This is a genomic window from Mycobacterium sp. 852002-10029_SCH5224772, assembly GCF_001667315.1.
Taxonomy (GTDB): domain Bacteria; phylum Actinomycetota; class Actinomycetes; order Mycobacteriales; family Mycobacteriaceae; genus Mycobacterium.
In genome coordinates this window covers 160,610-186,062 of the sequence record NZ_LZHT01000009.1, presented here as the reverse complement: position 1 = coordinate 186,062, position 25,453 = coordinate 160,610, and the positions used below count along the sequence as shown (strand labels likewise).

Below are 25,453 nucleotides of genomic sequence, written 5' to 3'. Positions count from 1 at the left end.
CCTCATCGCTTCGCTCTGCATCGTCGCCGTCGCGGGTCATGAGCGCGTCAAGCCTTTCCATTCGCGGTCAGCATCGAGTCACGGGGATCGAACGGGCAGCCACCGCCTTCGACGTGGGCGATGTACTCGTCCCGGAAGTACCGGATCGACGACTGCACCGGCATCGCCGCGCCATCGCCCAACGCGCAGAACGACTTCCCGAACAGGACGTCGGCGATGTCGAGGAGAGTGTCCAGATCCTCTTGAGTGCCCCGGCCGGTTTCCAGCCGCTCGTAGATCGGGACCAGCCAGTAAGTGCCCTCCCGGCACGGCGTGCATTTGCCACACGACTCGTGTTTGTAGAACTCCGACCAGCGCCGGGCCGCGCGCACCACGCACGTCGTCTCGTCGAAAATCTGCAGCGCCTTGGTACCCAGCATGGAACCGGCCCCGCCGACGCCCTCGTAGTCCAGCGGCACGTCGAGGTGCTCCTCGGTGAGGATCGGTGTCGACGATCCACCCGGTGTCCAGAACTTGAGCCGATGCCCGGCCCGCACCCCGCCGGCGTATTCGAGCAACTCGCGCAACGTGATTCCCAACGGGGCCTCGTACTGGCCGGGCCGGGCGACGTGCCCGGACAGCGAATACAGCGTGAAGCCGGGCGACTTCTCGCTACCCATCGACCGGAACCAGTCGGGGCCGCGCAGCACGATCGGCGGCACGCTGGCGATCGATTCGACGTTGTTGATCACGGTGGGGCAGCCGTACAGCCCGGCCACCGCGGGGAACGGCGGGCGCAGCCGTGGCTGGCCGCGGCGGCCTTCCAGCGAATCCAGCAGGGCGGTTTCCTCGCCGCAGATGTAGGCGCCGGCGCCGGCGTGCACCACCAGATCCAGATCGAAGCCGGAGCCGTTGATGTCGCGGCCCAGGTAGCCGGCGGCGTAGGCCTCGGCCACCGCGTTGTGCAGGCGGCGCAGCACCGGCAGCACCTCGCCGCGCACATAGATGAACGCAAGGTGGGCGCGGATCGCGTACGCGGCGATGATGATGCCCTCGACGAGCGTGTGCGGTGTCGCCAGCATCAGCGGAATGTCTTTGCACGTACCGGGTTCCGACTCGTCGGCGTTGACCACCAGGTAGTGCGGTTTGGCGGCCGCGCCGGTGTCGCCCTGCGGGATGAACGACCACTTGGTGCCGGTGGAGAAGCCGGCGCCACCGCGCCCGCGCAGCCCGGAATCCTTCACCATTCCGATCACCGCGTCGGGCTCCATCGCCAGCGCCTTTTTCATCGCTTCGTACCCGCTGTGTCGGCGGTAGGTCTCCAGCGTCCAGGACTCCGGGTCGTCCCAGAAACGGCTGAGTACCGGAGTGAGCGGCGTGGCGCCCGCCGTCTCGGAAGTGGTTGTCATTGCTGGCCTTCCGGCGCGCCGGGCGCCTCCATGCCGTGTTCCTTGGCGACCTTCAGACCGGCCAGCGTGGCGGCGCCGGCGCCACCTTGTCCCTGGTCGGGGCGCTCGTCGGGCATGCCGGCCAGGATGCGCGACGTCTCCCGGAAAGCGCACAGGGGGGCACCGCGGGTGGGCGGCCGAGGCTCACCGGAACGCAGCGAGTCGACGAGTTCGCGTGCCGAGTCCGGCGTCTGGTTGTCGAAGAACTCCCAGTTCACCATCACGACCGGTGCGTAGTCGCAGGCGGCGTTGCATTCGATGTGTTGCAGGGTGACCGATCCGTCGGCGGTCGTCTCGTCGTTGCCGATGTCCAAGTGTTCTTGCAGGGCGTCGAAGATGGCGTCGCCACCCATGACGGCACACAACGTGTTGGTGCAGACGCCAACCAGGTAATCGCCGGTGGGGCCGCGGCGATACATCGTGTAGAAGCTCGCCACCGCCGACACCTCGGCCCCGGTGAGCCCCAGCTGCTCACCGCAGAACTCCAAGCCCGCCGGTGTCAGGTAGGAATCCTGCGCTTGCACCAGGTGCAGCAACGACAACAGCGCCGAGCGCTTGTCGGGGTAGCGCCCCACGATCTCCCTGGCGTCGGCCTCCAGTCGGGTCTGGACCTCGGGCGGATACGACGTGGGCGCGCCCTCGACGACGAACGCGTTGGGCTCATCGGGCGGCGGGCCGAGCCGGAGGAATACCGGCTGTCCCTGCGGGCCCGTCACCGGTCCACCCCGCCCATGACGGGGTCGATGCTGGCGACCGAGGTGATCAGGTCGGCGACCATCCCGCCTTCGCACATCGCGGCGACCGACTGCAGGTTGGTGAATGAGGGGTCTCGGAAATGCACCCGGTAGGGCCGGGTGCCGCCGTCGCTGACCATGTGCACGCCCAGTTCCCCGCGCGGCGACTCGACGGCCGTGTACACCTGGCCGGGCGGAACCCTGATGCCCTCGGTGACCAGTTTGAAGTGGTGGATCAGGGCCTCCATCGAGCCGCCCATGATCTTGGCGATGTGCTCCGGCGAGTTGCCGAGGCCGTCGGGGCCCACCTTCAAGTCGGCGGGCCAGGCGATCTTGCCGTCCTCAACCATGATCGGGCCCGGCTTGAGCTTGTCCAGACACTGCTCGACGATCTTGATCGACTCCCACATCTCGTTGATGCGAATCATGTAGCGCCCGTAAGCATCACACGTGTCTTCGGTGATTACGTCGAATTCGTAGTTTTCGTATCCGCAGTACGGTTCGCTCTTGCGCAGATCGTGGGGCAAGCCGGTGGCGCGCAGTATCGGCCCGGTGATGCCCAGCGCCATGCACCCGGTCAGATCCAGGTAGCCGACGTTTTGGGTGCGGGCCTTCCAGATGGCGTTCTCGTCGAGCAGACCGCTCATTTCGCGCAGGACTTCGCGCAGCGGGTCCAGGGCCGCCGCGACCTCGGTCTCCGCGTTGGGCGGTAAGTCCTGCGCCACGCCGCCGGGCCGGATGTAGTTGCTGTTCATCCGCAAACCGCTGATCAATTCGAACAGGTTCAGGACGATCTCGCGGCCCCGGAAACCGACGAACATCGGCGTCATGGCGCCCAGCTCCATGCCGCCGGTGGCCAGGGCGACCAGATGCGACGAGATCCGGTTGAGCTCCATCATCATCACCCGGATGACGTCGACCCGTTCCGGAATCTGATCGGTGATACCGAGCAGCTTCTCCACACCCAGGCAGTAGGCGGTCTCGTTGAAAAACGGTGCGAGGTAATCCATCCGGGTCACAAACGTGACGCCTTGGGTCCAGTAACGGTATTCGAGGTTCTTTTCGATGCCGGTGTGCAGATACCCGATTCCGCAGCGGGCGTCGGTGACCGTCTCGCCCTCGATCTCCAGGATCAGCCGCAGCACGCCGTGCGTGGACGGGTGCTGGGGCCCCATGTTGACGACGATGCGCTCGCCGGGATCGGCACTGCGGGCGGCTTCGACGACCTTGTCCCAGTCCTGGCCGCCGGCGACCACGAGTGTCTCGCCGGCGCCGTCGTGCGTCGATTCGGTGGTGGTGCTCATCAGTTGTACGCTCTCCGCTCGTCGGGCGGGGGTATTTGTGCGCCTTTGTATTCGACGGGGATCCCGCCGAGGGGGTAATCCTTGCGCTGCGGATGTCCGTGCCAGTCGTCGGGCATTTCGATGCGGGTCAGCGAGGGGTGCCCGTCGAAGATGATGCCGAAGAAGTCGTAGGTCTCACGCTCGTGCCAGTCGGTGGTCGGATAGATGCCAAACAGCGACGGGATGTGCGGATCACCGTCGGGCGCAGCCACTTCCAGCCGAACGCGGCGGTTGTGCGTGATCGACTGCAACGGATAAACCGCGTGCAATTCGCGACCCGCCTCGTTCGGGTAGTGCACCCCGCTGACACCCAGGCACATTTCGAAGCGCAGTGGTGGTTCGTCGCGCAGACGCTGGGCGACCTGCGGCAGCGCCTCACGGCGGACATACAGGGTGAGCTCGTCGCGGTCCACGACCACTTTTTCTACCGCGTCCATGAAATCGACGCCGCCCTTTTTCAGGGCCTCGGCCAGGCCGTCGACCAACTCGTCGAAATACCCGCCGTAGGGCCGCGGGCTACTGCCCGGAAGCACCACTTCGCGCACCAGCCGCCCGTAACCGGACGTGTCGCCCGAGCCCTCGACGCCGAACATGCCGCGGCGCACGTCGATGACTTCGTCGTCGGCGCGGCCGATTGCTTGTTTGGGGTCCTGGTCTGGCGAGCTCATCGCAGCAGTCCGCGCATCTCGATCGTGGGCCGGGCCGACAGCGCCGCCTGTTCGGTTTCGGCGATGGCTTCTTCCCGGTTGACGCCCAGCGGCATCTCCTGAATCTTCTCGTGCAGCTTCAGGATTGCGTGCAGCAGCATCTCCGGCCGCGGCGGGCATCCGGGCAGATAGATGTCCACCGGAACCACGTGATCCACACCCTGAACGATCGCGTAGTTGTTGAACATTCCGCCCGACGACGCGCACACGCCCATGGCCAACACCCATTTCGGCTCGGCCATCTGGTCGTAGATCTGCCGCAGCACCGGCGCCATCTTCTGGCTGACCCGCCCGGCGACGATCATCAGATCGGCCTGCCGGGGGGTGGCCGAGAAGCGCTCCATGCCGAACCGCGCGATGTCGAATCTTGGCCCGGCGGTTGCCATCATCTCGATGGCGCAGCAGGCCAACCCGAACGTCGCGGGCCACAGCGAGTTCTTGCGGACGTAGCCCGCCACCTTCTCGACCGTGGACAGCAGAATCCCGCCGGGGAGCTGTTCCTCAAGACCCACGTCTTACCTCAATCCCACGTCAGGCCGCCGCGGCGCCACACATAGGCGTAGGCCACGAAAACCGTGAGCACGAACACCACCATTTCGACCAGAGCGAACGTGCCCAGCGCGTCATAGCTGACCGCCCACGGATACAGGAACACGATTTCGATGTCGAAGACGATAAAAAGCATTGCGGTCAGGTAGTACTTCACCGGAAACCGCTGTCCTGCCGTGGCGTGCGGGCCGCTCACCGGTGTCTCGGTGGGTTCGATTCCGCACTCGTAGGCCGCCATCTTCGACTTGTTGAAACGTGACGGGCCGGCCAGGCTGGCGATCGCCACCGAGCCCACGGCAAAGGCGGCGGCGATCGCGCCGAGCACCAGGATGGGTATGTAGACGTTCAATTCGCTCCATGATCCGTACGAGCCGCCCGCAGCGGCCAGGCGGTAACCGGGCTGTTGTGACGAACTGGGCCGCAAGCCCGTCACAGTGATCTTCAACATAGCGTCGCGGCGTGCGGTGCGCTTGCCCGGGGTGGGCGTTTTGCAGTATTGGGCGGCCGCACGGGTGCTGTGCTGCGCGAACTCACGAGGTGACGCGTGCGGGACGCGCGCGGGGGGTCAACGGCGCGGGTGGACACCGACGTCGTCAGGACCGCCGGAGGCGGTGGTCGGGAGGCAATAGCCGCGGCGAGGACGCGGCTTCGCGTGGGTCAGCGAACCGGAGTTCGCAGCAAATTGAGGACCGTGCGCCCCAGCAGGATGGGGTCGATGGGATGCGGCACCGCGCCCTCGGCGCGCGACCAGGACGCCAGCCACGCATCGTCGGGCCGCCCGGTGAGCACCACCAGCGGCGGGCAGGTCTCGAGTTCGTCTTTGAGCTGTTTCGCGATTCCCATGCCGCCCGTCGGGGTGGCCTCGCCGTCCAGGATGGCCAAGTCGATGCCGCCCTCGTCCATCGTCCGCACCACCATCGGGCCGGTCGCCACCTCGACGTAGCTCAGCTCGGGCAGATCGGGGTGCAGCTGCTTGCCCAGCGCCCGCATCACCCGTTCGCGGGTGTGGGCGTTGTTGCTGTAGACGAGGATCCGCAGGGCAACGCTGGACTGGGGGATCGAGTCGGACACGGTGCAGATGCTACTGGGGTCGCCGTGGGTTTATCGGGGCGCCCGCAGAATCTCATTGCGATTCCCGCACGAAGATGGCTTCCGCCGCCGCGGTCGCCGTCGAGCTGATCATGCCGAGCTGGTTCCAACCCAGGTCGAAACGGGCTCGATCGAGCGTGGTTTCGCCGGCGATCCGGATCGAGCCGTCGTCGAGCTCGGAGATCGTGACGGGCAGCGGCAGCTCCGCGGTGATGCCCTTGACGGTGAAGTTGGCCCGGACGTCGGCGGCCCTGCCCGTCGTCGGATGCACCGCGGTGACGACCACGCTGATCTCGCCGAAGCGCTCGACGTCGAAGAAGTCCGCCGACCGCAGGTGTTTGTCGCGACGGCCGATCCCGGTGTCCAGCGAGGCGGCCCGGATGTCGACGCGCCCGAAAACCGCTCCCTTGCCGGTCAGTTGGCCATCGCCGGTGAAGTCGGTGAAGCGGCCTTTGACGTTCACCAGCCCCCACATGTTGCGGACCTTGAACGTGATGGCCGAGCGATCCGGCACCAGGTTCCACACGCCGGCCATGTCGGGATCGTGAAGCAGTGTCTCCAATGTCGTCATCGTCACCCCCATGTGTCGTGGCGAATCTAGCCTCAATCCAGCAACGGCGCGATCCCTGCGGGATCGAAATATTCCTCGATACGCTCGATCCGGCCGTCGGTGCCCACCCTGATCACGATGCAGACCCGCAGCGAGATCGATTGCCCGGCATGCCCGGTGGCGTGCAAGACGTGCTGCTGGACGAAGCCCTGAGCCGACCCGTCATCGAAGAGCTGTCGGTCCAGAATTTCATAGCGACGCTGGGTGGTCGCGCCGATGAACCACTCGATGACCCGCATCGCGCGGGCCTTGTCGTCCGTTGTGTAGGGGCCGCGGCGCGAGCCGACGCGCCACACCGCGATGTCGTCGCTCCACATCGCGTCGACCGCCGCGACATCGCTGTGTTCGATCGCCGTGAACAGGCGGTTGGCCGCGTCGACGACCGTCTCTGCGCGGGAAGCGGGCATGGCATCGGCTCCTATTCGCTGTCGTATCCGGGGTGGGCGACGGCCAGCCGGCGCCGTACCAGGGTCCGCAGGCAGGCGGTGACCTCGGCCGCCCGCCCGTCCAGCTCGCCGGCGCGGATCGCGGCGGCCAGCTGTTCCTCGTCGGCGACGCCCAGGCCGGCCAGCGCCGCGCGGGATTCGGCCTCGCTTTCGTCGAGCAGTTCGCGCTCGACGATGCGCAACGCGTTGGCGGCCACCCGGGCGTGAAAGTTGACCTGCCCGTCCGTCGCGGCCCGCACGTCGGTTTCGAGAAATTCGGCCACGGCGGCCACCAGTTCGGCTGCCAGGGGGCGGCCGTACGCGCCGATCACGGGGCCGACTCCTCGAGCAGGTTGAGCAGGTCCCACTCGGTCTCGCAGACGCGGCGCCCGATGGTGGCCAGCTCGACCGAGCGATTCTGACCGCTCAGATGCCGTTCCGCCTGGAAGCGGCAGATGACGCCCCAGCGCAGCGTGGCCAGCACCAGCCACCAGTGGAACGCCACGCGGTCGACGGTAGTCGCGCTGGCCTGCTCGTAGGCCCGCAGAAAGCTCTCGATGCTGCCGAGGCCGCCGGCGCCGAGGCTGGCCGGCGCCCCGAATCGCCAGGCCCGGATGCAGAACCACGCCAGGTCTTCGTACGCCTGGCCGACGTGCACGAGTTCCCAGTCCAGCACCGCGGCCAGGCTCGATCCGTCGATGATGAGATTGCCCATCCGAAAGTCGCCGTGCACCAACACCGCCGGCGACGGTTCGGGACGGTTTGCGGCCAGCCACCGAAAGCCCCATTCGAAGGTGGCGGTGGTGTCACCCATGTCGTCGAGTCGCTGGCGCCATTCGTCGAGTTGGTCCTCGCGGGTAAGCCCGGGGTCGTGGGGGTCGGCGCGGTGGATGGCGGCTATCGCCCGCGCGCACTGCTCTAGCAATTGGGCGCGGCTCGCGTTTCCGTCGGCGCCGTCGAGCTGGCGCTGGATGCGCCGCACGATGGTCTCGCCCTTGATCTCTTCGCAGATCAGAAACGGATTGCCCAGTGTGGCAGGCGAATCGTCGGCGATCAGAACGTGGGGGACCGGCGCGCCGGCGGCCGCGGCGGCGGCCTGTGACCGGGCCTCGAGTTCCATGCCGGCATGCACCTCGTCGGGCGGCCCGGTGCGCAGGATCAGCGCGCGGCGTTGCCCGCCGGTGACGGCCTCGAACGCCCAGGTGGTTCTGCTGGCGCCGCCGGTCAGCGCGCGCAGGTTCTCGACCGCCGTGCCGGCGCCGAGGGCCGCCGTGAGCAGCCCGGCGAGTCTGGCGGCCAGGTCGGCCGACTCGTCGCCGTCCATCACTTGTGGCCGAATTTGAACAGCCGCTGCGCCACCCGGCGAATCTGGATCTCTTCGGCGCCCTCGGTGATCCGGTAACGACGGTGGTGTCGGTAGATGTGCTCGAACGGCTCGTGCCGGCTGTAGCCGAGGCCGCCGAAGATCTGCATGGCGCGGTCGGCGGCGTCGCAGACCAGCCGGTTGGCGCGGTAATTCGCCATCGACACTTTGTCGGAAACCTCCATGTGGTGGTCACGGTCCAAATGCCAGGCGGCGTAGGCGACCAGCAGGCGCACCATCTGCGCCTCGGTCTGCAATTCGGCCAGCGGCCATTGCACGGCCTGGTTTACCGACAGAGGCTTGCCGAAAACCGTTCTGCCGCTGGCATATTCGGCGGCACGGTCGATGCAGAACTGCGCGGCGCCCAGGCTGCTGGCCGCCTGCCGAATCCTGTTCTCGTGCAGGAAGGTTTGCGCCACCTCGAGGCCGCGATCCACCTCGCCGAGCACCGCGTCGGCGGGAACCCGGACGTCGGTCAACTCGACCTCGCCGTGGTCGGTGGGCATGTTGAACGTCCACCAGTAGTAGGGAACGTTGAATCCGGGGGTATCGGTCGGCACCAGAAACGCGGTGATGCCGACGGCAGCCCCGGGCTCGCCGGAGGTGCGCGCGAAGACCAGATCGTGGGTGGCGCGGTGCACGCCGGTGTTGAATCTCTTGGAGCCGTTGATCACCCAGCTGTCACCGTCGCGTTCGGCGTGTGTTTCCAGCCAGGTGGCATCCGAGCCGTGCTTCGGCTCGGTCAGCCCGAACGCCATCGACCGCTCCCCGGTGATCAGCGCCTCCGACCACACCCGGCGTTGCTCGTCGGTGCCGAAGCGCTCCATCATGATCACCTGCGGGAAGTTCCCGACGATCGACGACTCGTTCTGCAGGTCATTGTGCAGGCCGAGTCCCTTGTGCGCCAGGTGCTCCCGGATGACGGCCATGTCGACGTTGCTACCGTCGCGGCCGCCCAGGGAGGCCGGCAGGCCGTAGCGCAGCCAGCCCGCCTTGTCGGCGCGCCTGCGCATCTCGGCGAGCAGGTCTTCCCACTCGCGGGTCGGGATGCCGTCGTTGTCCCAATCGGTGCGCGCATGCTCGCGACGCTGGTCGAAATACTGGATGTTCTCGCGTTCCAGCGGTTTGATCTCGGCCTCGATGAACTCGTCCATCTCGGCGAGCACACCCGGAAGGTGCTCGGGCAGAGTGAAATCCACGCTTTCCTCCTAAGATCCCGTAAGGCTGCCGTACAGGGTTTTCTTCCAGATCGTCGACAAGGTCGCGATGGCGTCCTCGTCGCTGATGTCCACACCCAACCCGGTGGGGCCGGATGGGCCGACAAACACGGTGGTGAAGTTCTCGAAGAGCAACGCGATGGCGGCCGCGGTGTGCTGGGGAACCAGCTCGGCGCCATAACCCTGCTCCTGTGCGCGGCGTACCGACGCCGCCACGAGATTTATGCCGAAGCGCCGGAATTCGTTCTGCACGGCGGCGAAGCGCTGCTGGGTGGCGGCCAGCTGGGCCACCGCGATCATGATGCCGATGTTCTGCTTGAACATGTTCCAGTAGCCGGTGACCACCGAGGTGAAGAAGACGTCGTCGTCGGGGGAATCCGGCAGGTGAACGCTCAACCCCGACGGTGTCACCACCTCATGCAGGAATGATTCCGCCAGCGCGGCCAGCAGGTCTTCCTTATCGGCGAAGTACCGGTAGAACACCGCCGGCGATTTTCCCGCGGCCGACGTGATGTCGGCCAACGTGGTGCCGTGAAAGCCCCGTTCGGCGAACAGCTTACGGGCGGCCTGCTCGATGGCCTGCCTGGTTTGGCGGCCTTTGGCGGTCAGCTCGCGCGTTGCCTCCGGGGCGGACATCAGTTCCCCTGCACTTGATGTCTCCGTCGGTCGCCGGCACGCAATAGGGAACTCGGCAGATCGTGGCCTACCAACGACTTCGCCACGCCGGCCGCGCCGATGGCGGCCTGTAGGTCGACGTCCACGCCGAAGCCGCTGTCGCGCAGCAGGTACACCAGATCCTCGGTGGCGATGTTGCCCGTGGCGCCTGGCGCGAACGGGCACCCGCCCAGCCCGCCGACCGACGCGTCCAGCCGGGTCACTCCGGAGGTGACCGCGGCGTAGGCGCTGGCCAGGCCGGAGCCGCGGGTGTTGTGGAAGTGACCGCCCAGCGGCATATCACCGATCACCGGACGCAGTTGTGCGATCAGCGAACTCACCCGGCCCGGGGTGGTGGTGCCGATCGTGTCCGCGATCGACAGGCGGTCGGCGCCGCGGTCGCGTGCGGCCGCGGCGATGTCGAGCACCCGCTGCGGTGGCGTGGGGCCTTCGAACGGCGAGTCCCATGCGGTGGCGATGACGACCTCGACGGAGACGTTGCTGTCATGGGCGATGGCGACGATCTCGTCGATCTGGCCGGTGGCCTCGGCGCTGGTGCGCCCGACGTTGGCCTCGCTGAAGGTGTCGTCGGCGGCCACCACGTACTCGATGGAGCGCAGCCCCGCGGCGACGGCCCGCTTGGCCCCATTGGGGCTGGCGACCAGAGCGGAGAATTCGATGTCGGGATAGTCGTGCAGATGGGCGGCGAGCTCGGCGGCGTCGGCCATCGACGGCACCTTGGTGGGGGAGACGAACGCCGTGGCCTCCACCTCGCGAACCCCGGTGGCCGCCACCGCCGCCAGTAGTTCGAGCTTGGCCGACAACGGGATTGGCGACTCGATCTGCAGGCCATCGCGCAGGGCCACTTCGCGAATCTCCACGTGCTGGGTGGTCACAGCACCTCCTCGGCGCGCAGCTTCTCGAGCTCCTCGGCGGTCTTGCCCAGCAACCCGACGTAAATGTCGTCGTTGTGTTCGCCCGGCCGCGCGGGGCCGGCGCTGCGCAGCCGGCCGGGTGTTTCCGACAGCACCGGCACGATGCCGGGCCCGAGGACGTTGCGCTGCAGCCGTTCGTCGTAGTGCTCGACCAGCATGTCGCGGGCCCGCAGCTGTGGATCGTTGACGACCTCGGCGACGGTGTTGATCGGTCCCGCGATCACCCCTGCGGCGGAAAGGGTTTCGATGATCTCGCCTGGTTGGCGTTCGGCGGCCCAGCAGCCGATGATGTTGTCGAGTTCGTCCTGGTTGCGGCCGCGCGCGACGTGCGTGGCGAACCGGTCGTCGGTGGCCAGTTCCGGGCGCCCCATGGCCTTGCACAGCCGGGCGAAGACGGTGTCCTGGTTCGCGGCGATCACCACCCACGAGCCGTCGGCGCTGCGGTAGATGTTGGACGGGGCGATGCCCTCGAGCCGGGTGCCGGACGGTCCGCGCACCACACCGCCGACGTCGTAGTCCGCAATGGTGGATTCCTGGACGGCCAAACAGGATTCGGTGAGGGCGACGTCGACCACCTGGCCACGCCCGGTGACGCTGCGGCGGTACAACGCGGCCAGCGCGCCCTGGGCGCCGAACATGCCGGCCAGGCTGTCACCGAGGGAGAGCGCCAGCCGGGGCGGCGGGCCGCCCGGGAAACCGTTGAGGTGTCGCAGTCCGCTGGCCGCTTCGGCGACCGAGGCATAGCCTGCCTTGGACGCGTCGGGCCCGGTCTGTCCGTAACCGGACACGCGAACCAGGATGATGCCCGGATTCCGTTCACTGAGCACGTCGTAGCCCAGGTTCCATTTCTCCAGGGTGCCCGGGCGGAAGTTCTCCACCACGATGTCGGATTTCTCGACGAGGTCACAGAACAGTTCGCGGCCCTGGGGGTGGCGCAGGTCGAGGGTAATGGCCCTTTTGTTGCGCGCGTGCACGGTCCAGAAGACGTGCTGCCCATCGACTTCGGCCTGTCCCCAGGTGCGCAGCGGGTCGGGGGCCTTGGGCAGTTCCACCTTGATGACGTCGGCGCCCATGTCGCCCAGCAGCCGGCCGGCGAAGGGGCCGGCGATCAGCGTGCCGAGTTCGAGGACCCGGATACCATCCAGCGGGCCAGCGGGCGTCATGCAGTCCCCGCGAAGTCGTGCCTCACCAGCCAGTCGGTGGCGATGGTGACGGCCGCCCGCAGCGCGTCGCGCTGGTCGGGGCCCGCGTAATAGTGCGTGGCGCCAGGGATTTCGTGCATCTCCTTGTCGGGATGTCCGATCGCTTGGAAGAGCCGCCGGGTGTGGCTGGGCGTGCAGGCGTCGTCGGCCAGGTTACCGATCACCAGCGCGGGGATCGCGATGTCGGGTCCGCAGGACACCGCGTCGCCGCGGGCGTCGTCATAGCTCCACTGCGACAGCCAGCCGCGCAGCGTGGAGAACCGGGCCAACCCGACGGGGCTCATGTTCACCACTTGAGGATCCCCCAGGTAGCACGTGCCCGGGGCGCGTTCGTTCGGATCGACGGCGGGATCCAGCCAGCGCGGGTCGGCCATGGTGCCGTGCACGACGAACCCGAACTCGTCATCGGGGCGCCCCGACGCTTTCAACTCGGCCAACTTGTCCTTGACCCACGCGGTGATACGGCGGTTGCGGTCGATCTGCGCCTGCCGGTACCGGACCAGGAATTCCTGGCTGTAGGGCGGCTGGTTCGGGTTGTCGGGGTTGTACAGGTCAAGCTCGGGATCGCGCTTGGTGGGGTCGGATTCGTCGAGGATCGACGCGTCCAGCCATTCGGTCAGCGTGCCGTGCCGGCTGATGTGCGCGGCCAGCAGCATGATGCCGTCGGCGGCGGGCAGATCGAGTTTGGTCAGGTCGGGGCCGTCGCCCGTCGGGCTGGACGTGATCGTCGGATTCTGGGCCTGCTGCTGGTAGAACACCGACAGCGAACCGCCGCCACTCCATCCGGCGAGCACCACCTTGGAGTAGCCCAACCGCTTCTTCGCGTCTTTGATGCACTCGCCGAGATCCTCGACCACCTTCTCCATGAGCAGCGCCGAGTCGGTGCCGCGGAAGCGGCTGTTGCAGTAGATGACGTGGTGACCGGCGCGGGCCAGGGCGCCCGTCATGGGCAGGTAGGCGCCGCCGCCGATCGGGTGCATGAACACCAGCACGGTGTCTGACGGGTTGTCCTTGGGCTTGAGTAGGTAGCTTTCCAGTACGGTGATCTCGGCCAGGCCGCCGTAGACGTCCCTGACACCGGAATTGTTCTGAAAGGCAACGAGATAGGGGATGCGGTCGTACTCGTGCTTTTTGGGCTGCACCGCTTGCGTCATCAGCGCCGCTCCTCCTCATCACTTCGTTCTGCATCGTCGCTGGAGCGGGTCATTCAGTGTTGTCCGAGGTCGTGGGCCAGCACCTCGGCCGACGGGGTCAGCCGCCGGCGGGTGTCGATCGCGATTACCTGCCAGTCGACGCGGGAGTAGTCGTCGAATTTGCGGCGCGCCCGTTCGCGGGCCTTCTCCGGCGCGCCGTGGTGAACCCCTTGCGGCGCATGCGAAATCAATCCGGGTGGCATCGGGATGCCGTAGAGGGAGCCGCCGTGGAAGAAGGCGATCTCGTCGTAGTCGACGTTGCGGTGGTACCACGGCGTGCGCTCGGTGCCCGGGATGCCCTCGGCGGGCTTGGGCAGGAAGTTCATCACGTAGACGCCGGTGGCTTGCATGAACAGGTGCACGGTCGGCGGCAGGTGGACGCTGTCGGAGGTGACCACGTTGTAGTCGGCGATGTTGAAGGTGAACGCGAAGTTGTCACCGCGCCAGCCCTCGACGTCGAGCGGATTGTGTTGGTAGAACAGCGTTGTCGGGCCGCCCTCATGGATGAGCCGGACCTCGTACTCGCCGCCGGACTCTTCGTCGTCGGCGGGGGCCGGCTCTGGGATGACGACCTGCGACGGGTCGAAGGGGAAGTGGCGGCCCAGGGGGCCGGGCGGCGGTATCCGAAACTCGTCGGTGGCCTCGATCATCAGCATCGTCGTCGCGCTATCGGGCAGTTGGCGCCATGTGCACGACTTCGGGATGTACAGCCAGTCGCCCTCCCGATAGGGCAGCGGCCCGAACTCGGTCTCGGCCACACCGCTGCCCTGGTGGACGAAGCACAGCAGATCACCGTCGACATGACGGGCATAGAACGGCATCGGCTCATGGCGCCGGCTCAACGAAATTCGGCAGTCGTCGTTGCTGAACATCAGCAGGGGCCCGCCGGTGGCGTCCGTGGCGTCACTGGGCTTGAGCTCGCTGGACAGCACGTCGAGGGGCCGCAGCGGGCCGACCGACCGGTAGGCGGTGGGATCGTTGCGCCGGTAGAGGTTGGCGGTGCGGCCGGTGAATCCGCCGCGGCCCAGCTCGTCGTCCTTGAGCCCGTCGAGGTCGGCATGCAGGCGGCGCGGAGTTCGGCCTTTCCGCAGGTGCACAAAGGATTCCATGGACGGCTCCTCCGATGGGGACCAGCTCGGCGGTTCACAAAACTGAAAGTGACATTACTTTTTGTTTTTCGCCCACGCAAGCCGGGTCCGGCGAGGCCGCGCCTAGCCCCGGACGCGCAGCACGACCTTGCCCTTGGCGGTGCGGTTCTCCAGCGAGGCGACCGCGGCCGCGGCTTCCCCCAGCGGGTAGGTCGCCGGCTCGGGCGGGGCCAGCTCCCCGGAGGTGAGCAGTCGCTCGAGCCCGGCCCACTGCTCGGCCAGCGCACCCGGATGCGTCCCCGCCCACGCGCCCCAACCCACCCCGACGACGTCAATGTTGTTGAGCAGCAATCGATTTACCTTGACAGTGGGAATTTCGCCGCCGGTGAACCCGACGACCAGAAGTCGTCCGCCGGGGGCGAGCGAACGCAGCGAATCGGTGAACCGGTCGCCGCCGACCGGGTCGACGACGATGTCGACGCCACGGCCATGGGTCAACTCCTTGACCGCGTCCTTGAACCCGTCGGCCAGCACCACGTCCGTCGCGCCCGCGGCGGTGGCGATATCGGCCTTGTCCTGCGTGCTGACGACGGCGATGGTGCGCGAGGCCCCCAGCGCGGGCGCCAGCCGCAGCGCCGAGGTCCCGATACCGCCGGCCGCGCCGTGGACCAGCACGGTCTCGCCGCGCTGCAGCCGGCCGCGCACGGTCAGCGAGAAGTACACCGTCAGGTCATTGAAGAGCAGGCCGGCGCCGGCCTCGAAGCTCACGTTGTCGGGCAGCTTGAACACCCGGTCCGGGGCCAGCACCGCGACCTCGGCCATGCCGCCGGACAGCATCGTGAGGCCGACGACCCGGTCGCCGGGACTCACGTGCGCGCCCTCGGGCGCCGAGCGGACCACGCCGGCGATCTCGGCCCCGAGCACGAACGGCAACTCCGGGCGGTACTGGTACAGCCCGCGGGTGAGCAGGGCGTCCGGGAAGGCCACCCCGGCGGCGTGCACGTCGACGACGACCCCGTCGCCCGTCGGTTCGTCGATGTCGGCCAACTCGACCGCGTCTGGACCATCGAGCCGAGTCACCCGTACCGCGCGCATCCCACCTCCGTCGTCATTGCCCTCGGATCAAGCGCTCGACCAGCCTACTGCCGGCTCAAAAGCCGCCCGCGACCCGCACTACGGCCCGGCCGGAGAACGTGCCGGCGCGCACCTGGTCGATCACCCCGACGACGTCCTTCACGTCGACGTCGCTGACCACCGAGTCCAGGTGACGCGGCCGCAACGAGTCACCCAGCCGGGCCCACAGCGCGCGCCGCGGCCCGATCGGCATCAGCACCGAGTCCATTCCCAGCAGCGCCACGCCGCGCAGGATGAACGGCAGCACCGTGGTGTGCAGGGCCGGACCGCCGGTGAGGCCGCTGGCCGCCACCGCACCGCCGTAGTCGATGGTGCTGAGCACGTCGGCGAGGGTCGCCCCGCCCACGCAGTCCACCGCGCCCGCCCAGCGCGCCTTGCCGAGCGGCCGCGGCTTGGCGTCGGGATCGGCGGGCAGGCGGCCGGTAACCTCCGCGGCGCCAAGGGCTTTCAGCCGCTCGGCGGCGTCGGCTTTGCCGGTCGAGGCGACCACCCGGTACCCGGCGGCGGCCAGCAGGTCCACGCTGACCGAGCCGACGCCGCCGGTGGCCCCGGTGACCACGATGGCGCCGGCGTCGGGCGCAATGCCCCAGTCGATCAGCGCCTGCACGCTCATCGCCGCGGTGAAGCCCGCGGTTCCGATCGCCGCGCCCTCATGGGGGCTCAATGCGCCGAGCGCCACCACCTGGTCGGCCGGCAACCGTGCGTATTCGGCGTAGCCGCCGTGGTGGCCCGTGCCGATCGCATAGCCGTGGGCCAGCACCGCGTCGCCGACGGCGAAGTCGGGGGAGGCGGACGCCACGACCTCGCCGGTCAGATCGATGCCCGGCACCACCGGATAGTCGCGCACCACGCCGCCGCCGGGAGTCATGGCCAGGGCGTCCTTGTAGTTGACGCTCGAATACTGGACCCGAATCGTCACGTCCCCGGGCGGCAGGTCGTCGGGACGAAGTGTCTCGACCGACGGGATGATCCGGTCACCATCGCGGCGCGCGACGAGCGCGTGAAACGTGTCCATGCTTCGACGCTAACCTCACCGTATGGATTCCTTTCCACTCGGTGGGTTTTCGGTCAACCGCGTCGGCTTCGGCGCCATGCAGTTGCCCGGTCCCAATGCGTTCGGCCCGCCGCGCGACCGCGACGAGGCGCTGGCCGTGCTGCGGCGCGCGGTCGAACTCGGCGTCGACCACATCGACACCGCCCAGTTCTATGGGCCTGACGTCGCCAACGAGTTGATCCGCGAGGCGCTGCACCCCTACCCGCAGAACCTGGCGCTGGTCAGCAAGGTCGGTGGGCGCCGCGACGACGACGGGGCCTGGCTGCCGGCCGGCGATCCGGCCGAACTGCGCCGCGACATCGAGACGAACCTGCGCACTCTCGCCGTCGAGCGGCTCGCCGTGGTGAACCTGCGGGTGTTCGACGGCGGGACTCCCGACCAGCTGTTCGACGACCAGCTCTCGGCGATGATCGAGGCCCGCGACGCCGGGCTGATCGGCGGAATCGGGTTGAGCAACGTCAGCTGCGAGCAGCTGGCGCATGCGTGCAAGCGCACCGAAATCGCCTGTGTGCAAAACGCATTCAATCTCATTCACCGAGATTCGGCCGCGGTGCTCGCCGAGTGCACGACGCGGGGGATTGCGTTTGTCCCCTTCTTTCCGCTGGGGGCGGCGTTCATGCGGCCCAACCCGGTGCTCGGCCATGAGCTGATCCAAGGGATCGCGCAGCGACTCGGCCGCACCCCGGCCCAGGTCGCGCTGGCCTGGACGCTCGGCGTGGCGCCCAACGTGCTGCTGATCCCTGGCACCTCGTCGCTGCGGCACCTCGAGGAGAACGTCGACGTCGCGTCGATCGAGCTGGACGACGAAGCCCGCGAGCGGCTGAACGCGCTCGCTACCTGAGCTCGGCCGAGGACAGGCCCAGCAGTCGGCGCGCGACCACCAGCTGCTGGATCTGCTGGGTGCCCTCGAAGATGTCCAGGATCTTCGAGTCGCGCGCCCACTTCTCCAACAGTGACTGTTCGGAATAGCCTGCGGTGCCCGCCAATTCGACGGACTTGAGCGTCACGTCGGTCGCCATCCGGCCGGCCTTGGCCTTGCTCATCGACGCTTCTTTGGAATTGGGGATCTTGTTGTCGGCCTGCCACGCCGCCCGCAAGGACAGCAGGTAGGCGGCCTCCCAGTCGGCTTCCATCCGCAAGAACTCCGCCGCCGCCGCGCTCTGGGCGTGCGCGGGTTGGTCGTAGGAGATCGCGACGCCGGCCTCGGTGAGGATCTTGCGGATCTCCTCCAGCGCGGCGCGGCCGACACCGACGGCCATGGCGGCGACGATGGGCCGGGTGTTGTCAAACGTCTCCATGACGCCGGAAAAGCCCTTGCCCACTTCGATTTCGGGGTTGCCGAGCAGGTTCTCCTTCGGAATGCGCGCGTTGTCGAACCGGATGGCCGCGGTGTCGGAACCCTTGATGCCCAGCTTGTGCTCGAGCCGTTCGACCGTGACCCCGGGGTGCTCGCGCGGCACGACGAACGACTTGATCGCCGGGCGGCCCTGCGACTTGTCCAGCGTCGCCCACACCACGATGTGGGTGGCGCGGGACCCGGCGGTCACGAAGATCTTCTCGCCGTTGATCACGTACTCGTCGCCGTCGAGGGTGGCCGTCGTCGCGACGGCCGCCGAGTCCGAGCCGAAGCCGGGTTCGGTGATCGCCATCGCCGCCCACACCTTGCCCAGGCGTTGCAGCTGCTCCTCGTTGGCGACCGCGGAGATGGCCGCGTTCCCCAGCCCCTGGTAGGGGACGGACAGCATCATCGCGAGGTCACCCCAGCTGGCTTCCAGCGTCTGCAGCAGGGCGGCCATGTTGGCGCCGTTGTGGTTCTTGTCCCGCTCTTCGTCCTCGCCGCCGAGCGCGTTCGCTCCGGCGAATTCGATCGACTCCGAGGCCCCTTCGAAGAGGCTGAACAGCGTGTCGAGCTCGACCGGGTACGCGTGCTCCTTGAGGTCGTACTTGCGGGCGATCGGCCGCATCAACTCAGCGGCACCCTGATGCGTCTTGGTCGTGACCGCTTGCATCTTGCGGGGCAGTTCCAGATTGATTGCCATGATTGAACTTTCAGCTCGGATTAGACAACGACTTAGATGACTTAGATGACTTAGATGACTTAGATGACGACGACGCCCTCGGCGACACCGACGGCCCGCAGGTCGCGGTACCACCGCTCGACCGGGTGCTCTTTGGTGTAGCCGTGGCCGCCGAGCAGCTGAACGCCGTCCAGGCCGATCTGCATGCCCTTGTCGGCGCCGAGCCGCTTGGCCAGCGCCGCTTCGCGGATGAACGGCAGTCCCTGTTCGGCGCGCGCCGCGCCGCGCCAGGTGATCAGCCGCAGCCCGTCCAATTCGATGGCGATGTTGGCGCACATGAAGGCCACCGCCTGGCGATGGGCGATCGGCTCGCCGAAGGCCTCGCGTTCCTTCACGTAGGGGACGACGTAGTCGAGCACGGCGTGCGACGTGCCCACCGTCAGCGCCGCCCAGCCCAGCCGGGACAGCGCGATCGCCTCGGAGTAATCCGCGTCGGTGGCTCCGTCCTCACCGAGTCGCGCGCCCAGCGGCACCGACACCCCGGAGAGTTCGACGTGGCCCAGGGCCGCCGCGCGGATCCCCATGCTGGGATCGGCTTTCACGGTGAGGCCTTTGGCCGACGACTCGACGATGAACAACGCGGGCTTGCCGTCCAGCTGGGCGCCGATGATGAAAAGCTCGGCGTCGGCGGCGGCCGGCACCAACGACTTCACCCCGTCAAGGCGGTACCCGCTGGGGGTGCGCACCGCGGTCGTCTTCAGGCGGGTGGGGTCGAAGAGCGGTTGCGGTTCGGCGATGGCCACGCAGGCTTGCGGCACGTTCTCGCCGGCGAACTCCGGCAGGTAGGTGGCCTGCTGGTCGGCGCTGCCCCAATGGGTCAGTGCGGAGGCGACGCCACCCGGGGCCAGCAGCGGCAACGCCAAGCCCATGTCGCCGTAGGCCAGCGCCTCGGCGACCAGCACGTTGGTCACGCTGGACCGGTGCGCGGCGATGCCGTCGAAATCCTCGGGGATGTTGATCGCCGTGATGCCCAGCTCGGCGGCCTTGGCGATCAGGTCGCGCGGGTAGGTCGCCGCTTCGTCGGCGTCGTGCGCCGCGGGCCGCAGCACTTCTTCGGCGAATTCGTCGAGAGTCTCGACGATCATTTTCTGCTCGTCGTCGGGCGTCAGGTCGAAATAGTCCTTGCCGCTGGACTTGAGCCGGGTCGGCCCGCTCCGCAGGTTCTGGACCCGCTTGAACTGACGAGAAGTCGTCGCGGCCGTAGAGAAGACCGTCTTCGTGCCGTAGCGCAGGGCGCGGTTGAGCGGGTCGCGCAGCCGGTACCTGTCCAGGAATTCCTGCCCGACCAGCGGGGTGATGAGCGCGATGGCGATGTCGACGCCGGTGCGTTTGTGCGGTTGCAGCCCGACCGCGGACTTGTGGTCGCGCCGTTTGACGCGGGAGCGGGAGGTGGTTTGTGGGGAACCGGAATCGGTCATTGGTCAGCGGCCTCAGGTTGTCGGGCAAGCGGATAGCCCCGATCTTACTCCGGAGTAAGATCGGAGAGAACACTTGTTAACTAATTCACAGCGAGACTGTCGAGCACCTGCCGCTGCAGCAGGCCGTTGGTGGCTACGGCGCTGCTGCGGTGCGGTCCCGCGGTGCCGTCCAGCGCCGTCAGCGCCCCGCCCGCTTCGCGCACCAAGATGTCCAGCGCGGCGAGATCCCATACCGACACTTCCGGTTCGGCGGCGATGTCGACCGCCCCTTCGGCCACCAGGCAATAGGACAGGAAGTCACCGAACGCCCGCACCCGCCACACCGCATCGGTCAGCGCGATGAAGCGGTCCCGCACGCCGAGCTGCGCCCACCCGGACAAGCTGGAGAACGACAGGCTGGCCGAATTCAGTTGCGCCACCGAGGAAACCGATATGCGACGCGCAGGCGCACCGTTGACCGCGACGAACGCGCCTTGGCCGTGCGCGGCCCACCACCGGCGCTGCAACGCCGGGGCGCTCACGGCGCCGACGACGGGGACGCCGTCGCGCAACAACGCGATCAAACTGGCCCATACCGGCACCCCGCGGACGAAGTTCTTGGTGCCGTCGATCGGGTCGATGATCCACTGGCGCCCGGTGAACGCGGTGTCACCGCCGAACTCTTCGCCGACGATGCTGTCGTCCGGTCGTTCGCGCGCGAGCACTTCCCGCAGCTCGGTTTCGACGGCGCGGTCGGCGTCGGTCACCGGCGTCAGGTCCGGTTTGGTGTCGACGCGCAGGTCCAGCGCACCGAATCGGGAGGACGTCAACGAATCTGCGCGGTCCGCCAGCATCAGCGCCAGCGCCAGATCGTCGGTGCGACTCATGACGCAGTCTTATCACGGCCCTACCATGGCGGGGTGTGGGAATTCGGACTGCTGCTCCTGCTGGTCGCCGTGCTCGCGGTATTTCTCGTTCAGCGGTTCGTTCCGCGCGGCCCCCGCGGTGAGGTGCTCAGCGGCACACTGCTGGTGACCGGGGTCAGCCCGCGACCCGACGCCACCGGCGAGCAATTCGTCACCATCGCCGGGGTGATCAACGGCCCCTCGGTCAACGAACATGCGGTGTATCAGCGCATGGCCGTCGACGTGAATCAATGGCCGACCATCGGTCAACTGTTTCCGGTGCTGTATTCGCCGAAGAATCCGGACAATTGGAGACTCGCTCCGCCGGCGCCGCCTGAGCCGCAAGAGCCACTGGCCGGCTAGGCGCACCAGCGGCCACCGCCGGTACCGGTCACCGGCGGCGGTTGAACTTGTCGACGACACCCCGCAGCATCTCCGGATTCCGCAGGAACGGCGTGATGATGTCGACCGGCAACGGGAAGACGACGGTCGAGTTCTGATCCGCGCCCAGCTCCAACAGCGTCTGCAGGTAGCGCAACTGGAGGGAGGCCGGGCTCTTCGACAGGGTCTCGGCGGCCTGGCGCAGCTCCTCCGAGGCCTGCAGCTCCCCGCGCGCGTTGATGACCTTGGCCCGGCGCTCGCGTTCGGCTTCGGCCTCGCGGGCCATCGCCCGCTGCATCGACTCGGGGATCTCGACGTCTTTGATCTCCACGACGCGGACCTGGACACCCCAGGGCTCGGTCTGCTTCTCGATGATCGTGCGCAGGTCGCTGTTGAGGTCCTCGCGGTGTGCCAGCAGCGTGTCCAGGTCCGCCCGGCCCAGCAGCGATCGCAGTGTCGTCTGGGCGATCTGCGAGGTGGCCACCGCGTAATTTTCCACCGCCAGAATCGCTTTCAAGGGATCGGTGACCTGGAACATCACGACGGCGTTGACGCGGGCCGGCACGTTGTCGCGGGTGATCACCTCCTGCGGCGGAATGGTCAGAGTGACCAGGCGTTCGTCCACACGAATCATCTTGTCCAGCAGCGGAATAAGAATCTTCAACCCGGGCCCGTACAACGGGCGCACATGCCCCATCCGGAACACGACTCCGCGTTCGTACTCGCGTAGCACCGCCAGCGACCACGTCGCGAGCACCGCGAGCACGACGATCCCGGCGGCGACGAGGCCGATCACAAGGGCGGTCATGTCGTGTTGTTCTCCTTGGGCTTCCAGCCGCCCCAGCGCGTGGAATACCGGTCGATCGCCGCGGCCGCCTGGTCCTCGATCGCGGTGCGGTGCGGCAGATGCTCGGGGGCGTTGGAGGGAGTGTTCCACAAGTGGCGGACGAGTGGCAGTCCGAGCAGGCCGACGACCAGCACGGTCGCCGTCAAGACCAGCGCGTCCGCGGCCGAGTGGTTGGCGATCAATGTGGCCAGCGGCAAGACGATCCCCAATGCGGCCACGCAGCAGGCGATCCCGCGGTGAAACCGGCCGGCGTCCGAATGCGGCCACGGGTCGACCTCGCGGCTTATCTCGCGACCGTGCTCGGACGTGGTGCAGTCGGATTTCACGGGGCAGCTGTTGCACACCACTGGCAATCCGCGATACCGCATGACCCGATGTTTCGGATCGAATGACGTCGGCCACAGCCAATGGTCCTGCGGGCAAATCCACGCGTCATGGTCGGGCCGGTAGGTGAATTGTCCTGTGCGCCAGCGTGCCGCGTGGGCCGAGGCCCGCCGCGCCATGACGTCGAAGCTCCAGCCCACGGCCAGCAGGACCAGGGAATACCCGGCAATCAGCCACACGGAGGTCGCCGGCGCGGTCACCGTCAATCCTTCACCGGCACCGCGGCGCCGGCCTCCGGCTCGGTCGAGAGGGTGTACAGCGGATTTTCGGGCAATTCCTGAACCGTCGTTCCCGATCGGAAGTTGCGCAGCGCGATCCAGGCGATCCAGACGAAGGGCAGCACACCACCGACGATCAGGATGATGTCACCCGGCATCCGGAGCCATTCGAGCACCGCGTTGCCCGGCTTGGTGATGTAGCCCAGCGACCGCGCCTCGAAATAGCCGTCATTGACTGAGTGGTAGAGCTGGAGCACGCCCAGTGGCAGCAGGGTGGCGAACACCATCCACGCCAGCCCGATATTCAAGCACCAGAAGGAGATCCGCGCCAGTTTCTCGGGCCACTTGTCGGCCGGGATCACGTAGCGGAACGCGAACATGGCCAGGCCGACGGCGAGCATGCCGTAGACGCCCATCATTGCCGCATGCGCGTGGTTGGCAGTCAGCGCGGTACCGATCTGGTAGTAGGAGACGATGGGCAGGTTGATCAGGAACCCAAAGATGCCTGCCCCCAAGAAGTTCCAGAAGCCCACCGCGACCAGGAACATGACCGCCCAGCGGTGCGGGAACGGGTTGGCGTCGCCGGATTGCTGGCGCGCACCGAGCTGCAAGAACGCCCAGGCCTCGACCGTCAGGAATGTCAGCGGAATGACCTCGGCGGCCGAGAAGAACGCGCCCAGCGCCATGTGTTCCACCGGCGTGCCGGAGAAATACAGGTGGTGCATGGTGCCGATGACACCGCCGGCGGAGTACAGGATGACGTCCAAGTAGATGACGCCCAGCGCGATCCGTTCGCGCACCACGCCCAGCAGCACGAACATGTAGGCCACCATCACCGTGGTGAACAGCTCGAGGAAGTCCTCCACCCACAGGTGCACGACCCAGAACCGCCAGAAGTCCGCGACGGTGTAGTGGGTGTCGCTGCCGGCCAGCAGGCCCACGGCGTAGAAGGCCGGGATGGCCAGCCCGGAGAAGAAGAACATCCAGGGCATGTTCATCTTCGACTCGCCCTTGAGCCTGCCGCGGATGCCGCGCCAGATGATGGCGATCCACACGAACATGCCGATGATCAGCAGGATCTGCCACAGCCGCGGCAGGTCGAGGTACTCCCACTGCTGGGAGAACAGCCCGCCGGCCGGGATCACGCCGTAGATGGACAGCGCCTCAGAGATCAGCGAGCCGAACACCACCACGGCGACCGCCCCGAGCAACACGTAGGCCAGCAGCGCTTGACGCTTGGGTTCGCGACGGGAGATGAACGGCACCAAGAAGATGCCCCCGGCCAAAAAGGCCGCCGCGGTCCAGAACAGCGACAGCTGCAGATGCCAGGTGCGGGCCAGGTTGTACGGCAAGATCCGGGCCAGATCGATGCCGAAGAACGTCGACAGATCGGCCCGGTAGTGCTCGGCCGCCGCGCCCAGCAGCGTCTGGGCCAGGAACAGCACCGACACGATTGCGAAGAACCAGATGCAGGCGCGCTGCGCGGGCGTCAGGCTCACCTCGCCGGGCTGGCGGAAGGACAGGGTGGATGTCTCGGCGCTGTGCCAGCCCACTTTCTGGCTCCAGCGGCCGTAGACCGCGAACATGACGCCGATGCCGCCCAGCAACGCGATCAGCGACAGTGCCGACCAGACGATCACGGATGCGGTGGGGCCGTTGTCGACACGCGACTCCGCGGGCCAGTTGTTGGTGTAGGTGTACCGGTGACCGGGGCGCTCGGCCGCCGCGGCCCACGCCGTCCAGGCGAAGAACCCCGTCAGGTCACGGACTTCCGCCTTGTCGGTGATCAGGTGCGGCAACAGGCCGTATTTCGTCGAGTTCTCCCCGAAGTAGGCGGCGTACCGGCCCTTGATGTGCTCGAACGCCGCGGCCTGCCGATCGGTGAACACCAGCGTCTTCGTGGCCGGGTTGTAGCGGTTGGTGCGAAACTCGGTGACCACCCGATCACGCGGGTCGGTGACGCCCTGGGCCCGCAGTTGGTCGGCGACATCCTGCGTGGCCGCGCGCAGGTATTCGGCGGTGTAGTCGGGCCCCAGATAGGCGCCGTGGCCCAGCACTGAGCCGTATTCCATCAGTCCGCGCGCCTGGTAAAGCTCCTGACCTCGGGTGATGTCGTCGCCCGTGAACAGCAGCTGACCGGATTCGCTGACGACCTTGTCCGGCATCGGCATCGACGCCGAATACGTGCGGTAGGCCAGGATGCCCATCACCAGGAAACCGAAGATCATGACGAGGGCGACGCCCTGGACCCAGCCCTTTCCCACCAGGGGCTGTGACGATGACTGTTGAGCGGATGGCTGTTGGGCGGAGGTCGGTTGAGCGGTCATGCGCGAGGTCTCCCGTCTAGGTGATGGCTGTGGTGCCGCTGTCTCGCATGTCGAACAAACCTGGCTTTCGTCCGCACCCAGTATTCGGTTGCTGGCGTCGCGATGGCAACAGTAAATTTCCCATGCTGCGGGGCCAATAGGGCCTAATGGCACCAATTTCGGGACCAATGCCTCTGGGGGAGAACGCTTTAC

The 25,453-nt window shown here is 67.4% G+C and carries 27 protein-coding genes; 2 read left to right on the top strand and 25 right to left on the bottom strand.

Annotation, left to right across the window (positions count from 1 at the left end; all coding sequences use genetic code 11):
* Positions 1–47 precede the first annotated feature (47 nt).
* The 19 genes from nuoF to A5775_RS02710 form a co-directional block, all read right to left on the bottom strand.
* On the bottom strand, positions 48–1,388 hold the full coding sequence (gene nuoF, locus A5775_RS02800) for an NADH-quinone oxidoreductase subunit NuoF (protein ID WP_067247065.1): 1,341 nt from the start codon (positions 1,386–1,388) through the stop codon (positions 48–50).
* On the bottom strand, positions 1,385–2,143 hold the full coding sequence (gene nuoE, locus A5775_RS02795; protein WP_067247062.1) for an NADH-quinone oxidoreductase subunit NuoE: 759 nt from the start codon (positions 2,141–2,143) through the stop codon (positions 1,385–1,387). Before nuoE ends, nuoF begins: the two co-directional genes overlap by 4 nt.
* A complete protein-coding gene (gene nuoD, locus A5775_RS02790; RefSeq protein ID WP_067247059.1) occupies positions 2,140–3,465 on the bottom strand; it encodes an NADH dehydrogenase (quinone) subunit D in 1,326 nt (441 codons plus the stop codon). The genes nuoE and nuoD overlap by 4 nt, the downstream gene beginning before the upstream one ends.
* Positions 3,465–4,172, bottom strand: a complete 708-nt coding sequence (locus A5775_RS02785) for an NADH-quinone oxidoreductase subunit C (RefSeq protein WP_067247053.1) — start codon at positions 4,170–4,172, stop codon at positions 3,465–3,467. The genes nuoD and A5775_RS02785 overlap by 1 nt, the downstream gene beginning before the upstream one ends.
* Complete coding sequence (locus A5775_RS02780; RefSeq protein ID WP_067247049.1) at positions 4,169–4,723, bottom strand: NADH-quinone oxidoreductase subunit B family protein; 555 nt, start codon at positions 4,721–4,723, stop codon at positions 4,169–4,171. Before A5775_RS02780 ends, A5775_RS02785 begins: the two co-directional genes overlap by 4 nt.
* Positions 4,724–4,731: 8 nt before the next feature.
* Positions 4,732–5,109 carry an NADH-quinone oxidoreductase subunit A gene (locus A5775_RS02775; protein ID WP_067247253.1) on the bottom strand — a complete coding sequence of 126 codons (378 nt, stop codon included), beginning with the start codon at positions 5,107–5,109 and terminating at the stop codon, positions 4,732–4,734.
* A gap of 308 nt (positions 5,110–5,417) precedes the next feature.
* Positions 5,418–5,819, bottom strand: a complete 402-nt coding sequence (locus A5775_RS02770; RefSeq protein WP_156660548.1) for a hypothetical protein — start codon at positions 5,817–5,819, stop codon at positions 5,418–5,420.
* 64 nt (positions 5,820–5,883) lie between these two features.
* The gene (locus A5775_RS02765; RefSeq protein WP_197512309.1) at positions 5,884–6,420 is read right to left on the bottom strand and encodes a YceI family protein; all 537 of its coding nucleotides are present in this window, start codon (positions 6,418–6,420) and stop codon (positions 5,884–5,886) included.
* A gap of 32 nt (positions 6,421–6,452) precedes the next feature.
* Entirely contained in the window at positions 6,453–6,866 is a 414-nt protein-coding gene (locus tag A5775_RS02760) for a nuclear transport factor 2 family protein (protein ID WP_067247037.1), read from the bottom strand.
* An 11-nt stretch (positions 6,867–6,877) separates the two neighbouring features.
* Positions 6,878–7,216, bottom strand: a complete 339-nt coding sequence (locus A5775_RS02755; RefSeq protein WP_067247035.1) for a DUF6285 domain-containing protein — start codon at positions 7,214–7,216, stop codon at positions 6,878–6,880.
* Positions 7,213–8,208, bottom strand: coding sequence for a phosphotransferase family protein (locus tag A5775_RS02750; RefSeq protein WP_067247029.1), 996 nt, complete (start codon positions 8,206–8,208; stop codon positions 7,213–7,215). The genes A5775_RS02755 and A5775_RS02750 overlap by 4 nt, the downstream gene beginning before the upstream one ends.
* A complete protein-coding gene (locus tag A5775_RS02745) occupies positions 8,208–9,446 on the bottom strand; it encodes an acyl-CoA dehydrogenase family protein (RefSeq protein WP_067247026.1) in 1,239 nt (412 codons plus the stop codon). Before A5775_RS02745 ends, A5775_RS02750 begins: the two co-directional genes overlap by 1 nt.
* A 9-nt stretch (positions 9,447–9,455) precedes the next feature.
* Positions 9,456–10,100, bottom strand: a complete 645-nt coding sequence (locus A5775_RS02740) for a TetR/AcrR family transcriptional regulator (RefSeq protein ID WP_067247023.1) — start codon at positions 10,098–10,100, stop codon at positions 9,456–9,458.
* The gene (locus A5775_RS02735; RefSeq protein ID WP_067247022.1) at positions 10,100–11,014 is read right to left on the bottom strand and encodes a hydroxymethylglutaryl-CoA lyase; all 915 of its coding nucleotides are present in this window, start codon (positions 11,012–11,014) and stop codon (positions 10,100–10,102) included. Before A5775_RS02735 ends, A5775_RS02740 begins: the two co-directional genes overlap by 1 nt.
* Positions 11,011–12,216: a CaiB/BaiF CoA-transferase family protein gene (locus tag A5775_RS02730; RefSeq protein ID WP_067247017.1), complete on the bottom strand. Its 1,206-nt coding sequence runs from the start codon at positions 12,214–12,216 to the stop codon at positions 11,011–11,013. Before A5775_RS02730 ends, A5775_RS02735 begins: the two co-directional genes overlap by 4 nt.
* Positions 12,213–13,409 carry an alpha/beta fold hydrolase gene (locus tag A5775_RS02725; RefSeq protein ID WP_067247015.1) on the bottom strand — a complete coding sequence of 399 codons (1,197 nt, stop codon included), beginning with the start codon at positions 13,407–13,409 and terminating at the stop codon, positions 12,213–12,215. The genes A5775_RS02730 and A5775_RS02725 overlap by 4 nt, the downstream gene beginning before the upstream one ends.
* A 53-nt stretch (positions 13,410–13,462) precedes the next feature.
* On the bottom strand, positions 13,463–14,557 hold the full coding sequence (locus A5775_RS02720) for a homogentisate 1,2-dioxygenase (RefSeq protein WP_067247013.1): 1,095 nt from the start codon (positions 14,555–14,557) through the stop codon (positions 13,463–13,465).
* Positions 14,558–14,659: 102 nt separating this feature from the next.
* Entirely contained in the window at positions 14,660–15,631 is a 972-nt protein-coding gene (locus tag A5775_RS02715) for an NADPH:quinone oxidoreductase family protein (RefSeq protein ID WP_067247010.1), read from the bottom strand.
* Positions 15,632–15,686: 55 nt separating this feature from the next.
* Positions 15,687–16,685 carry an acryloyl-CoA reductase gene (locus tag A5775_RS02710; RefSeq protein ID WP_067247007.1) on the bottom strand — a complete coding sequence of 333 codons (999 nt, stop codon included), beginning with the start codon at positions 16,683–16,685 and terminating at the stop codon, positions 15,687–15,689.
* Positions 16,686–16,707: 22 nt separating this feature from the next.
* Between A5775_RS02710 and A5775_RS02705 the strand changes: the two genes are divergently transcribed.
* A complete protein-coding gene (locus A5775_RS02705; protein WP_067247004.1) occupies positions 16,708–17,565 on the top strand; it encodes an oxidoreductase in 858 nt (285 codons plus the stop codon).
* Here the strand turns inward: A5775_RS02705 and A5775_RS02700 are convergent.
* From A5775_RS02700 to hisN, 3 genes are all read right to left on the bottom strand, one after another.
* Positions 17,558–18,763 (bottom strand): acyl-CoA dehydrogenase family protein, encoded by a 1,206-nt coding sequence (locus tag A5775_RS02700; RefSeq protein WP_067247001.1) that lies wholly within the window; start codon positions 18,761–18,763, stop codon positions 17,558–17,560. The genes A5775_RS02705 and A5775_RS02700 overlap by 8 nt on opposite strands.
* Positions 18,764–18,822: 59 nt before the next feature.
* The gene (locus tag A5775_RS02695; RefSeq protein ID WP_067246998.1) at positions 18,823–20,220 is read right to left on the bottom strand and encodes an acyl-CoA dehydrogenase family protein; all 1,398 of its coding nucleotides are present in this window, start codon (positions 20,218–20,220) and stop codon (positions 18,823–18,825) included.
* 80 nt (positions 20,221–20,300) lie between these two features.
* Positions 20,301–21,086 carry a histidinol-phosphatase gene (hisN, locus tag A5775_RS02690; protein WP_067246994.1) on the bottom strand — a complete coding sequence of 262 codons (786 nt, stop codon included), beginning with the start codon at positions 21,084–21,086 and terminating at the stop codon, positions 20,301–20,303.
* 33 nt (positions 21,087–21,119) lie between these two features.
* Here hisN and A5775_RS02685 point away from each other — a divergent pair, with 33 nt between their 5' ends.
* Positions 21,120–21,467 (top strand): hypothetical protein, encoded by a 348-nt coding sequence (locus A5775_RS02685; RefSeq protein WP_067246987.1) that lies wholly within the window; start codon positions 21,120–21,122, stop codon positions 21,465–21,467.
* Positions 21,468–21,495: 28 nt separating this feature from the next.
* Here A5775_RS02685 and A5775_RS02680 read toward each other — a convergent pair whose 3' ends face one another.
* The 3 genes from A5775_RS02680 to A5775_RS02670 are packed head-to-tail and all read right to left on the bottom strand — an operon-like array spanning position 21,496 to position 25,261.
* Positions 21,496–22,293 (bottom strand): slipin family protein, encoded by a 798-nt coding sequence (locus A5775_RS02680; RefSeq protein ID WP_067246981.1) that lies wholly within the window; start codon positions 22,291–22,293, stop codon positions 21,496–21,498.
* Positions 22,290–22,916 (bottom strand): hypothetical protein, encoded by a 627-nt coding sequence (locus A5775_RS02675; protein WP_067246972.1) that lies wholly within the window; start codon positions 22,914–22,916, stop codon positions 22,290–22,292. The genes A5775_RS02680 and A5775_RS02675 overlap by 4 nt, the downstream gene beginning before the upstream one ends.
* A gap of 2 nt (positions 22,917–22,918) precedes the next feature.
* On the bottom strand, positions 22,919–25,261 hold the full coding sequence (locus A5775_RS02670; RefSeq protein ID WP_067246970.1) for a nitric-oxide reductase large subunit: 2,343 nt from the start codon (positions 25,259–25,261) through the stop codon (positions 22,919–22,921).
* Positions 25,262–25,453 lie beyond the last annotated feature (192 nt).

Bases quoted from the DNA above. Each gene is read 5' to 3' on its own strand.
- nuoF (WP_067247065.1), bottom strand. From the start codon at position 1,388: ATGACAACCACTTCCGAGACGGCGGGCGCCACGCCGCTCACTCCGGTA.
- nuoD (WP_067247059.1), bottom strand. From the start codon at position 3,465: ATGAGCACCACCACCGAATCGACGCACGACGGCGCCGGCGAGACACTC.
- A5775_RS02785 (WP_067247053.1), bottom strand. From the start codon at position 4,172: ATGAGCTCGCCAGACCAGGACCCCAAACAAGCAATCGGCCGCGCCGAC.
- A5775_RS02765 (WP_197512309.1), bottom strand. From the start codon at position 6,420: ATGACGACATTGGAGACACTGCTTCACGATCCCGACATGGCCGGCGTG.
- A5775_RS02760 (WP_067247037.1), bottom strand. From the start codon at position 6,866: ATGCCCGCTTCCCGCGCAGAGACGGTCGTCGACGCGGCCAACCGCCTG.
- A5775_RS02750 (WP_067247029.1), bottom strand. From the start codon at position 8,208: ATGGACGGCGACGAGTCGGCCGACCTGGCCGCCAGACTCGCCGGGCTG.
- A5775_RS02740 (WP_067247023.1), bottom strand. From the start codon at position 10,100: ATGTCCGCCCCGGAGGCAACGCGCGAGCTGACCGCCAAAGGCCGCCAA.
- A5775_RS02730 (WP_067247017.1), bottom strand. From the start codon at position 12,216: ATGACGCCCGCTGGCCCGCTGGATGGTATCCGGGTCCTCGAACTCGGC.
- A5775_RS02725 (WP_067247015.1), bottom strand. From the start codon at position 13,409: ATGACGCAAGCGGTGCAGCCCAAAAAGCACGAGTACGACCGCATCCCC.
- A5775_RS02720 (WP_067247013.1), bottom strand. From the start codon at position 14,557: ATGGAATCCTTTGTGCACCTGCGGAAAGGCCGAACTCCGCGCCGCCTG.
- A5775_RS02715 (WP_067247010.1), bottom strand. From the start codon at position 15,631: ATGCGCGCGGTACGGGTGACTCGGCTCGATGGTCCAGACGCGGTCGAG.
- A5775_RS02710 (WP_067247007.1), bottom strand. From the start codon at position 16,685: ATGGACACGTTTCACGCGCTCGTCGCGCGCCGCGATGGTGACCGGATC.
- A5775_RS02705 (WP_067247004.1), top strand. From the start codon at position 16,708: ATGGATTCCTTTCCACTCGGTGGGTTTTCGGTCAACCGCGTCGGCTTC.
- A5775_RS02700 (WP_067247001.1), bottom strand. From the start codon at position 18,763: ATGGCAATCAATCTGGAACTGCCCCGCAAGATGCAAGCGGTCACGACC.
- A5775_RS02695 (WP_067246998.1), bottom strand. From the start codon at position 20,220: ATGACCGATTCCGGTTCCCCACAAACCACCTCCCGCTCCCGCGTCAAA.
- hisN (WP_067246994.1), bottom strand. From the start codon at position 21,086: ATGAGTCGCACCGACGATCTGGCGCTGGCGCTGATGCTGGCGGACCGC.
- A5775_RS02680 (WP_067246981.1), bottom strand. From the start codon at position 22,293: ATGACCGCCCTTGTGATCGGCCTCGTCGCCGCCGGGATCGTCGTGCTC.
- A5775_RS02670 (WP_067246970.1), bottom strand. From the start codon at position 25,261: ATGACCGCTCAACCGACCTCCGCCCAACAGCCATCCGCTCAACAGTCA.